This is a genomic window from Mesorhizobium sp. M4A.F.Ca.ET.020.02.1.1 (assembly GCF_004022645.1).
Taxonomy (GTDB): Bacteria; Pseudomonadota; Alphaproteobacteria; order Rhizobiales; family Rhizobiaceae; genus Mesorhizobium.
The window spans coordinates 1-10815 of the sequence record NZ_RZOI01000129.1; the positions used below are offsets into that span (position 1 = coordinate 1).

Annotated in this window: 12 protein-coding genes; 4 read left to right on the forward strand and 8 right to left on the reverse strand. The window is 64.8% G+C overall.

Features of this window, described 5'->3' with window-relative positions; translation table 11 throughout:
• From EN742_RS11320 to EN742_RS38055, 3 genes are all read right to left on the reverse strand, one after another.
• A partial coding sequence (locus EN742_RS11320) for a class D beta-lactamase (RefSeq protein ID WP_148670078.1) occupies nt 1-614 on the reverse strand: 614 nt, incomplete at its 3' end.
• 146 nt (nt 615-760) lie between these two features.
• Entirely contained in the window at nt 761-1135 is a 375-nt protein-coding gene (gene yidD, locus EN742_RS11325; protein WP_126054256.1) for a membrane protein insertion efficiency factor YidD, read from the reverse strand.
• A 67-nt stretch (nt 1136-1202) separates the two neighbouring features.
• The gene (locus EN742_RS38055) at nt 1203-1361 is read right to left on the reverse strand and encodes a hypothetical protein (RefSeq protein WP_189347861.1); all 159 of its coding nucleotides are present in this window, start codon (nt 1359-1361) and stop codon (nt 1203-1205) included.
• Between the two features lie 93 nt (nt 1362-1454).
• Between EN742_RS38055 and EN742_RS11330 the strand changes: the two genes are divergently transcribed.
• Nucleotides 1455-2360, forward strand: coding sequence for a LysR substrate-binding domain-containing protein (locus EN742_RS11330; RefSeq protein ID WP_126054255.1), 906 nt, complete (start codon nt 1455-1457; stop codon nt 2358-2360).
• 8 nt (nt 2361-2368) lie between these two features.
• On the opposite strand, the gene EN742_RS11335 is transcribed toward EN742_RS11330, so the two are convergent.
• Complete coding sequence (locus tag EN742_RS11335; RefSeq protein WP_126054254.1) at nt 2369-2815, reverse strand: iron-sulfur cluster assembly scaffold protein; 447 nt, start codon at nt 2813-2815, stop codon at nt 2369-2371.
• A gap of 242 nt (nt 2816-3057) precedes the next feature.
• Here EN742_RS11335 and folE point away from each other — a divergent pair, with 242 nt between their 5' ends.
• The 3 genes from folE (at nt 3058) to EN742_RS11350 (ending at nt 5245) form a co-directional block, all read left to right on the forward strand.
• Complete coding sequence (folE, locus tag EN742_RS11340; RefSeq protein WP_126054253.1) at nt 3058-3693, forward strand: GTP cyclohydrolase I FolE; 636 nt, start codon at nt 3058-3060, stop codon at nt 3691-3693.
• A 36-nt stretch (nt 3694-3729) separates the two neighbouring features.
• Complete coding sequence (hisI, locus tag EN742_RS11345; protein WP_126054252.1) at nt 3730-4188, forward strand: phosphoribosyl-AMP cyclohydrolase; 459 nt, start codon at nt 3730-3732, stop codon at nt 4186-4188.
• An 85-nt stretch (nt 4189-4273) separates the two neighbouring features.
• Nucleotides 4274-5245: a patatin family protein gene (locus EN742_RS11350; protein ID WP_126054251.1), complete on the forward strand. Its 972-nt coding sequence runs from the start codon at nt 4274-4276 to the stop codon at nt 5243-5245.
• Nucleotides 5246-5266: 21 nt separating this feature from the next.
• Here the strand turns inward: EN742_RS11350 and recJ are convergent, their stop codons facing one another.
• From recJ to EN742_RS11370, 4 genes are all read right to left on the reverse strand, one after another.
• On the reverse strand, nt 5267-7051 hold the full coding sequence (gene recJ, locus EN742_RS11355; RefSeq protein ID WP_128332816.1) for a single-stranded-DNA-specific exonuclease RecJ: 1785 nt from the start codon (nt 7049-7051) through the stop codon (nt 5267-5269).
• Nucleotides 7052-7116: 65 nt separating this feature from the next.
• Entirely contained in the window at nt 7117-8100 is a 984-nt protein-coding gene (gene glpX / locus EN742_RS11360; RefSeq protein ID WP_126054250.1) for a class II fructose-bisphosphatase, read from the reverse strand.
• A gap of 225 nt (nt 8101-8325) precedes the next feature.
• Nucleotides 8326-9639 (reverse strand): homoserine dehydrogenase, encoded by a 1314-nt coding sequence (locus tag EN742_RS11365; RefSeq protein WP_126054249.1) that lies wholly within the window; start codon nt 9637-9639, stop codon nt 8326-8328.
• A 46-nt stretch (nt 9640-9685) separates the two neighbouring features.
• The coding region (locus EN742_RS11370) for an LL-diaminopimelate aminotransferase (RefSeq protein WP_128332817.1) at nt 9686-10815 on the reverse strand (1130 nt) is incomplete at its 5' end.

Sequence of the window (10815 nt, forward strand, 5' to 3'; positions counted from 1 at the left end):
GCCCAGTTCCCTGCCTGGAAGCTCGGGACGATCGCTTCCGCCATCTGATGCGCCTTGGCAGAAACCGGCATCTTGCCGGCCAGCAGCCGGCGCAGGAAGGCGGTTTGCTCGACAGGCGATATCTCCAGCGAGGAGTTCACCCAGGAATGAGTGAGGCCGTCGTTCTTGCCGGCATCGCCGGTGACATCAGCGTTGCCGTAGCCGAATTTCGACACATAGCCGGCAAATCTTTCAGCGCCGAGCCGGCGGGTAATCTCGCGCGAATACCACAGGACCGAGTCTCTCTCCCAGATCGTCGGATCGACCGTCTTCCGGTCGCGCTTCACCGCGTTGAACTCGGGCTTGTAGTCCCAGTTCGGCGCGTGTTCGTCGGCGAGGATGCCGGCGTCAAAGCCGATCAGCGCCAGCGGCAGCTTGAAGGTAGAGGCCGGGCTGAAGCGTTGGTCGCAGGCACCGTCGCGATAGAGTGTGTCGCCGCTCGCCGCATCCTGGATCAGCGTGCATTCGATATCGCCGAGCGGCGCCGACTGTGCGCGCATCGGGAACCCGAGCAGCCAGGCCAGCAGGAAGAGAACGATGGCAAAAACGAACGGAAGGCGGTCTATCTGGCGCATGACGTTTCTCTCCTGAAGGGCGGCAGGAGCGTATTTATCCAAGCCTCTTGTCTCGATTTTGTCTCAAATGCGCGAGTTCACAGCAACATGCGGTTAACCTAACCAAATCGTTAAGGAAGCTTTGGCCGCCGCTCCTTGGCGGGCGCTCAGGCTTCGGGATTGCCGCGCTTCCTGCCGATCTGCCGATAGCGCCACGGCATGAACCATACGTAGCGCTTGGCGAGCGTCTCGGGCACGAGGTCGATGCCGTGTGTTCCGAACGGGCCGCAGCGCAACACCCGGAAAAACCCCATCCAGCCGCCGGCCCACAGGCCGTGGCGCGCGATCGCCTCATGCGCGTATTCGGAGCAGGTCGGCAAATGCCGGCAGGAATTGCCGACGAAGCCGGACAGCGTCAATTGATAGAGACGGACGAGCGACGTGCCGAAGACGCGGCCCGGCGTCTTGCGCCAAGGTCCCGGCCAGTTGCGCCCGCGCCGGGTCGGCCCGGCGCCGTGCGTATATCCAGGATAGTCGCTCATCTCTCCGCAGCCTGTTTCACTGCGCGATAGATGTGGGCTTCGCGCCGGGAACGCAATGGTCTTTGCCTCACGACCTCGAGCGGCGGACAGGATGCCGGTCGGTCCACTGGGCATGGTGAGAGGGAAGATCGCTGCGATCATGGTGGCGGTTCGGCGTGGCTGCGCCATGCCACTGGAATGTTGCGATCCGCATGACCTCGTTGAGAATGTCCAGAAGCTGGTTCATCGCAGTGCTCCTTTGAGCATCGATTGGACTACCGCTGGCCTTCCTCCTCAAACGAGTATAATTTCCTCCTCGGATAACCTGAGGTTATGCGAAATGAAACGAGGACGGCTGCCACTGACAGCGCTCAGGAGCTTCGAGACGGCCGGGCGACATTTGAGCTTCAGCCGCGCAGCGGAGGAGCTTTATGTCTCTCAGGCGGCGATCAGCCGGCAGATCCGCGAGCTCGAGACTTTCCTGCGCCAGCCGTTGTTTCACCGCCTGCATCGGCGGGTCGAACTGACGGATGCGGGGCAACGGTTGCTCGACCAATTGGTCAGAAGCTTCGACGACATCGACCGGGTGCTTTCGGATCTGGTGGCATCGCCGGCGCAATCGGTGGTCCGCGTCAGCGTTGAACCATCGCTAGCCGCTGTATGGCTGGTCCCGCGGCTCAATCGCTTTCGCCAATTGCGGCCCGACATCGACGTGTCGCTGGAAGTCGATGTACGGCCGATCGAGTTCCGCAGCGACCAGCCCGAACTCGCCTTGCGTTTCAGCGCGCACGCCACGTCATGGCCGCGCACCGAAGCCGAGCGCCTGGCCTCGACTGTCGATTCACCGGTGCTGTCGCCAGGGCTGCTGGCATCGGGCCCTCCCCTGGAAAAGCCGATCGACCTTCGCCACTACACGCTGCTGCACGAGGAGAACCGCCAGGGTTGGGCGCGCTGGTTCCAGGCCGCCGGCGTGCCCGCCGACGCGGTACCCGCGCGGGGTCCGATGCTGGCAGACATCTCACTTTCCAAGCAGGCAGCGTTGCTCGGCCACGGCGTGGCGCTCGGCGATCTTTTGCAGATCGGCGAGGAACTCGCGTCAGGCACTTTGATAAAGCCGTTCGACATCGATGTTGCTTCCGGCGCCTATTGGCTGGTGGCCAGGAGCTTGCGGGATCTGCCGGAACCCGCCAAGGCGTTCGCCGACTGGATCAGAAGCGAGTTCGCCGTGACCGGAAGAACTGCCTAGCCCGATCCTTAAGCCGCCTGCCCGGCGCGTTTCCTCTCGATCTGGCCGATGGCGTCGACCACAGCATCGAAGGTCAGCATGGTCGAGGCATGGCGCGCCTTGTAGTCGCGCACCGGCTCAAGGAATTTGAGGTCGGCGAAACGGCCTTCAGGCGGCGCGCCGTTTTCCTTCAACATCTTCAGCATGGTTTCGCGCACAGCGCGCAACTCATCCGCGTGCGCGCCGACGACATTCTGGGCCATGATCGAGGACGAGGCCTGGCCGAGCGCGCAGGCCTTCACGTCATGCGCGAAATCGGTGACGACGTCGCCGTCCATCTTCAGGTCGACGGTGACGGTCGAACCGCACAGTTTGGAATGCGCGCGCGCCGTCGCGTCGGGGTGGTCAAGCCGACCGACGCGCCCGATGTTTCCGGCGAAGCCCAGGATTTTCGCATTGTAGACGTCGTCGATCATTTTTTTCCAATCTGTCGCCGCCCAACGAACAGGGTTTGCCGCTGATGCGTCTTTCATTCGCTCGGCACGACCATATATAATGCTGGCAGTCGGGCATCGACAAGGCAACCAAGCGCCGCCGTCAGTGCCCAAATTTGTTCACGCCGCTTACGGGCTGGAAACCGGGCGAGTTTCTAACACCCGAAAGGTCGTGGTCCGTTCAACTCGTTCCTCCTGAGAGAGGAACTACGGGAGACGCCTTTATGGATGCCGTCATCAAGAAATTCATGCCCCCTTCCGCCTATATGGAAAAGCCCGTCACCGACCGGCCGAGCGAAGCCGAAGTCGAGGCGGCCGTGCGCACGCTGTTGCGCTGGACCGGTGACAATCCGGACCGCGAGGGCCTGATCGACACGCCGAAGCGCGTCACCAAGGCGTTTCGCGAAATGTTCAACGGCTACGACATGTGCCCGGCCGACGAACTTGGCCGCACCTTTGAGGAAGTCGCCGGCTATGACGACCTCGTGCTGGTCAAGGACATTACCTTCCACTCGCATTGCGAACACCACATGGTGCCGATCATCGGCAAGGCGCATGTCGGCTATCTGCCCGACGGCAAGGTCGTCGGCCTCTCCAAGATCGCCCGCGTCGTCGACATCTTCGCCCATCGCCTGCAGACCCAGGAAGCGATGACGGCGCAGATCGCCGGCGTCATCCAGGACGTGCTCAATCCGCGCGGCGTCGCCGTCATGATCGAGGCCGAGCATATGTGCATGGCCATGCGCGGCATCCGCAAGCAGGGCTCCACCACGCTGACCTCGACCTTCACCGGCGTCTTCAAGGACACGCCCGAGGAGCAGGTCCGCTTCGTCACCATGGTGCGCGGCGGCGGGGCCTGAGCGGCCCTCGCCGGCCATCCAAGACAAGGACCGGTGATGTCGGCACTGGAATTCCCGAAAGCTCCCTCGGACAAGAAAGCACTGGAGGAAGGCACCGCCTTCTGCCCGCGCTTCGATGCGGCCGGCCTCGTCACCGCGGTCGTCACCGACGCCGAGGACGGCAAGCTGCTGATGGTGGCGCACATGAATGCTGAGGCCCTGGCGCTGACGCTGGAGACCGGCATCGCCCACTATTGGTCGCGCTCGCGTAACGCGCTGTGGAAGAAGGGCGAGACCTCGGGCAATGTCCAGACCGTCGTAGAGATGCTCACGGATTGTGACCAGGATTCGATATGGCTTCGCGTGAAAGTGTTGGGCCACGACGCAACTTGTCACACCGGTCGACGTTCCTGCTTTTATCGGACGGTGGGGCTGATCGACGGTAAGGCAACGCTTGCCGACGATGGCAGCAGGCCGCTGTTCGATACGGAACAGACGTATCGGAAGCCGGTGTGAACCATTCAATATTCACAAACCACTAATATTCACTATTCTCAAACATCCTTGCTGTAGAAAGGATGTGGGATAAGGGGAGATTATGATGCTCGAATGGGCGTCATTACGTGGCAGACCAGACGTTCGAGAGGCCAATGGCCCCTCCTCGTCCGGCGGCGCATCCGATCAGAAGCCTGGCAAGAAGACGGGTATTTCGCTGGCACTCGGCGGTGGCTGCGCGCGCGGCTGGGCCCATATAGGCGTGCTGCGCGCGCTTGACGAGGCCGGCATCGAAGTGTCGATGATCGCCGGCACCTCGATCGGCGCGCTGGTTGGCGGCTGCTACCTGGCCGGCAAGATGGACGAGTTGGAGGAATTCGCCCGCAGCCTGACCAAGCGTCGCATCTTCGGCCTCCTCGATCTCAACCTGCGCGGCAGCGGCCTGTTCGGCGGCATGAAGCTCGACGCAAGGCTGCGCGAGCATCTGGCCGGCATCCGCTTCGAGGATTTGTCGAAGCCCTTCGTCGCCGTCACCTCGGAAATCCGCACCGGCCACGAGATCTGGCTGTCCAAGGGCTCGCTGATCACGGCTATGCGCGCCTCCTACGCGCTGCCCGGCGTGTTCGAGCCGGTGAATTGCAACGGCCGCATTCTGGTCGACGGCGCGCTGGTCAACCCGGTGCCGGTTTCGGTTTGCCGCGCCTACGAGCAGCCGCTCGTCGTGGCGGTCAACCTCCACTATGACCTGTTCGGCCGCGCCGCCGTCATCAAGCACAGCGCCGGTGAACTGGTCATTGAAAAGGACGCGCCGGGACCCGGCAGGGCCGACAGTGTGCACCAGTCGCACCAGACGCGGCTCGGCATCACCGGCGTCATGGTCGAAGCCTTCAACATCATCCAGGACCGGATCTCGCGCGCCAGGCTCGCCGGCGATCCGCCCGATATGTCGCTGCAGCCCAAGCTCAGCCATATTGGCCTGACCGAATTCCATCGCGCCGACGAGGCGATCCGCCTCGGCTACCAGGCGACGATGGCGCAGATAAACGAACTGACCCGCCTGCAGACCGTTCTGGCCTGATCTCAAGCTACAGCCAGGTTTTCAAGCAAGCGCCGCGTCGGTGATGCGGAACTGCACCGTCCGGTTGCCGTTCCAGTAATTGCCGGACAGCGACCCGGCGACATGCACCGTCTTGCCCCGGTTCCTGAACAGGAATTCGCCGAGTGCCGTATCGACGGCGCGAAAGGCGATCGCCTGGATGCGGCCACCGCTTTGCGACTGCAGCTCGGCGCGGATGTGGTTGGTGCCGACCGGTCGCGCATCGGTCAGCCGGTGGCGCGGCAGCGCGAACACCGGCGCCACATGGCCGGCGCCGAACGGGCCGGCCTGTTCCAGCGCATCGAGCAGGGAGAGCGTCGCGCCCTCGGCGGCGAGCGCGCCATCGATCGCCAGGCTTTCCTCGTCCTGCAGCCGGAACACGTCGGCCGCCGCGCGCTCCTCGAAGAAGGCCCTGAGAGCGCCGAGCCCGGCCCGCTCCACCGTGATGCCGGCCGCCATGCCATGGCCGCCGCCCTTGACGATCAGCCCGGCATCGGCCGCCTCGCGCACCAGCCGGCCGAGATCGAATCCCGACACCGAGCGGCCCGAGCCGGTGCCGACCCCATTGGCGTTGAAGGCGATGGCGAAGGCCGGCCGGCGCGCATGGTCCTTGAGGCGTGAGGCGAGCAGGCCGACGATGCCCGGATGCCAGGTCTGGCTGGCGGTGACGACGATGGCCGGGCCATTGCCGCCGGCAAGCTCGGCATCGGCCTCGGTGCGCGCCTCGGCCAGCATCTCCAGCTCCATCTGCTGGCGCTCCTGGTTCAGCCGGTCTAGCGTCTCGGCGATCGTGCCGGCCTCGACCGGATCGTCGGTGGCAAGCAGGCGGCTGCCGAGCGCGGCATCGCCGATGCGCCCCCCGGCATTGATGCGCGGCCCGATCAGGTAGGCGAGGTGAAAGGTGCTGATCGGCTCGCCGATGCGCGACACCCGGGAAAGGGCTGCCAACCCCTCGCTTCTCTGCTGGCGCGCCACCTGCAACCCCTTGACCACGAAGGCGCGGTTGACGCCGGTGAGCGGCACCACGTCGCAGACGGTCGCCAGCGCCACCAGGTCGAGCAGCGACAGCAGGTCCGGCGGGGCGGCCTCCGACAGCCGGCTTCGCAGGATCTTCGCCGTCTGCACCAGGCAGAGGAAGACGACGCCGGCGGCGCAAAGATGACCCTGCCCCGAGAGATCGTCCTCGCGGTTGGGATTGACCACAGCATTCGCCACCGGCAGCGGGCCGCCGACCTGATGGTGGTCGAGCACCACGACATCGGCGCCGGCCTGCTTGGCCGCGTCGATCGAAGTGGCGCTGTTGGTGCCGCAGTCGACCGTGACGATCAGCTTGGCGCCGCGCGAGATGAGGTCGCGCATGGCTTCCGGATTGGGACCGTACCCCTCGAAGATACGGTCGGGTATGTAGATTTCCGACGGCACCGAGAAATGCGCGAGGAATCGCTTGAGCAGCGCCGACGAGGCCGCGCCGTCGACATCGTAGTCGCCGAAGATCGCCACCTTCTCCTTGGCGATGATCGCCTCCGCGATGCGGGAGGCGGCCTTGTCCATATCGGTGAGCGAGGCCGGGTTCGGCAGCAGGTCGCGGATCGTCGGGTCGAGGAAGCGCTCTGTCTGCTCCGCGCTGACGCCGCGCCCGGCCAACACCCTTGCCACGATGTCCGGGACGCCATGGCCCTGCGCGATGGCGAGCGCCGTCATGTCCTGCCGTTCAGTCAGCCGATGCTCCCACGAGACACCGGTCGCCGATTGCCTGACATCCAGGAAAAGCCGTCTTTCGCCCGTCATGCGACGCGCCGTCCGCATATTTTCATAGTGCCGATACTAATATGCGACGGCCAATCGGGACGGAATCAAAACTTTTCCAGATCCTGGTGACGCGCTTTGATCTCGCGCACCGTCCGCGACGACGAGCGCAGCACGATCGTGTGCGTGGTGATGTAGGTGCGGCCGAACTTGACGCCGTCGAGCATGTTGCCGTCGGTGACGCCGGTCGCCGCGAACAGCACGTCGCCGCGCGCCATGTCCTTCGCCTGGTAGACCCGCTTCGGGTCGGCAATGCCCATCTTGGCCGCGCGCGCCACCTTCTCCGGCGTATCGAGGATCAGCCGCCCCTGCATCTGGCCACCGGTGCAGCGCAACGCCGCCGCCGCCAACACGCCTTCCGGAGCGCCGCCGGTGCCGAGATAGATGTCGATGCCGGTCTCGTCGGGGTCCGTGGTGTGGATGACGCCGGCGACATCGCCGTCGCCGATCAGCCTTATCGCCGCGCCGGTCGCGCGCACCGCGTCGATCAATTTGGCGTGGCGTGGGCGGTCGAGGATGCAAGCGGTGATGTCGGACACCGCGACACCCTTGGCCTTGGCCAGGCTGGCGATGTTTTCGGCCGGCGTCGCGTCGATGTCGATGACGCCGTCGGCATAGCCCGGCCCGATGGCGATCTTGTCCATATAGACGTCGGGCGCGAATAGCAGGCTGCCCTTTTCCGCGATGGCGATGACGGCAAGTGCATTGGGCAGGTTCTTGGCGCAGATCGTCGTGCCTTCGAGCGGATCGAGCGCGATATCGACCGCCGGACCTATGCCGGTACCGACCTCCTCGCCGATATAGAGCATCGGCGCCTCGTCGCGCTCGCCCTCGCCGATCACCACCGTGCCCTTGATAGCCAGCCGGTTCAGCTCCTGGCGCATGGCGTCGACCGCGACCTGGTCGGCCGCCTTCTCGTCGCCCCGCCCGCGCAGCCTGGCAGCCGCCACCGCCGCCCGCTCGGTGACGCGCACCAGTTCCATGGTGAGTATCCGGTCAAGGCCGGCGACAATGTTCTGGGCCACGTTCATCTGTGGGAAATCCTCGTTGACGCGAGCGGTCGTATCTTGAGTCGCTCTAACACTTGTTTTGAGCAATTCGGCGGGGAAAACCGCTGCGCAGTTTTCCTGGAATTGCTCCCGCCTCCCGCAGAGGCGCGTTTCTTGTGTCAAAGCTCCGTGACAACGGCAAGACTTGGCCGGGGATTTTTTGAAATCCCAGCAATATCAATCGATTGAAGGCGAAGTTGGTCCGAACTATTCGGCCCGTTCGATGCGGATCACCTGCGGCTTGTCAGTCAGGTGGCCATCCTTGGTGATGCCCTCGACGGCCTTGCGCACCGCTGCTTCCGTCGTCTCGTGGGTGACGAGGATGACCGTCTTCTGCGCGTGTGTTTCCGGGCCTGCGGCCTGCTGGACGATCGATTCCAGCGAGATGTCGTTGTCGGCCATGCGCTTGGCGATCGCGGCGAAGACGCCGATGCGGTCATGCACGGTGAGCCGGATGAAATAGCCGCCGGCATGGCTGCGCATCTGGGCCCGCTTGTACGGCCTCAGCTCCTTCGCCGGGCGGCCGAAGACCGGTCCGTGCTGGAAGCCCGGCCGGCTCTTGGCGATGTCGGCGATATCGCCGATCACCGCCGAAGCGGTGGCGTTGCCGCCCGCACCTGGGCCGGAAAGCAGAAGCTCGCCCAGAATGTCGGTCTCGATCGCCACCGCGTTGGTGACGCCGTGCACCTGCGCGATGACGGAAGCCGTCGGCACCATGGTCGGGTGCACGCGCTGCTCGATGCCGCTCTCGGTGCGCTGCGCGACGCCGAGCAGCTTGATGCGATAGCCGAGGTCCCCGGCCGCGCGGATGTCGGCTTGGGTGATGTTGGAGATGCCTTCCATATAGATGTCGTTGGCGGCGATCCTCGTGCCGAAGGCAAGGCTGGTCAGGATCGACAGCTTGTGCGCCGTGTCGTGGCCCTCGATATCGAAGGTCGGATCGGCCTCGGCATAGCCGAGCCTTTGCGCATCCTTGAGGACCGCGTCGAAGGAGATGCCTTCGGCTTCCATGCGAGTCAGGATGTAGTTGCAGGTGCCGTTGAGGATGCCGAAGACCCTGGTGACCGAATTGCCGGCCATCGCCTCGCGCATCGTCTTGATGACGGGGATGCCACCGGCCACCGCGGCCTCGTAATTCAAAAGCACACCCTTCTTCTCGGCGATCTCGGCCAGCTGCACGCCATGCTTGGCCAGCAACGCCTTATTGGCGGTCACCACATGGCGGCCGGCCTCGAGTGCCGCTTTCACCGAGGCTCGCGCGGGTCCCTCGTCGCCGCCGATCAGTTCGACAAAGACGTCGATATCGGCCGCCTCCGCCATCTTGACCGCATCGTCGAACCATTGCGCGCCGCCAAGGTCGACGCCGCGGTCGCGCTTGGGATCGCGGGCCGAGACGGCTGCCACGACGATGTCGCGGCCGCACTGGCGGGTGAGCTCGGCCGCCTTGTCGCGCAACACGCGCGCCACCGAGGCGCCGACCGTGCCGAGGCCGGCAATTCCAACACGCAACGCTTCAGCCATGTCCGGCGATGCCCCTCAAAAATTCGATCGGTGATGTCAGGCGAACTCAGCGGTGCGCGGAGAGCGGCACCACATTGTTGGGCTGCTTGGCGGTGGACGCCAGGAAGCGCTTGATGTTGCGGGCCGCCTGGCGGATGCGGTGCTCGTTCTCGACCAGCGCCACGCGCACGAAATCGTCGCCATGCTCGCCGAAGCCGACGCCCGGCGCCACCGCTACGTCGGCGTGCTCGATCAAGAGCTTGGAGAATTCGAGCGAGCCGAGATGACGAAACTGTTCCGGGATCGGCGCCCAGGCGAACATCGAGGCCGCCGGCGCCGGTATGTTCCAGCCGGCGCGGCTGAAGGAATCGACCATCACGTCGCGGCGCTTGTGGTAGACCTCGCGCACTTCGGCAATGTCGGCGCCATCGCCATTGAGCGCATGCGCCGCCGCCACCTGGATCGGCGTGAACGCGCCATAGTCGAGATAGGACTTGACGCGCGTCAGCGCCGAGATCAGCCGCTCGTTGCCGACGGCGAAGCCCATGCGCCAGCCGGGCATGGAGAAGGTCTTCGACATCGATGTGAACTCGACGCAGACGTCGATCGCGCCCGGCACCTGCAGCACCGAGGGCGGCGGGTTGCCGTCGAAATAGATCTCCGAATAGGCGAGGTCGGACAGGATGATGATGTCGTTCTTCTTGGCGAAGGCGACGACGTCCTTGTAGAAATCGAGCGAGGCGACCAGCGCCGTCGGGTTCGACGGATAGTTGAGGATCAGCGCCAGCGGCTTCGGGATCGAGTGGCGGATGCCGCGCTCGACCGCCGGGATGAAGCCGTCGTCGGGCTCCACCTGCAGCGAGCGGATGACGCCGCCCGACATGATGAAGCCGAAAGCGTGGATCGGATAGGTCGGATTCGGGCACAGGATGACGTCGCCGGGCGCGGTGATCGCCTGCGCCATGTTGGCGAAGCCTTCCTTCGAGCCGAGGGTTGCCACCACCTGCGTATCGGGGTTGAGCTTCACGCCGAAGCGGCGCTGATAGTACGCCGCCTGGGCGCGTCGCAGGCCCGGAATGCCGCGCGACGAGGAATAGCGATGCGTGCGCGGATCGCGCACCACTTCGCACAATTTGTCGACGATGGCCTTCGGCGTCGGCAGGTCCGGATTGCCCATGCCAAGGTCGATGATGTCGG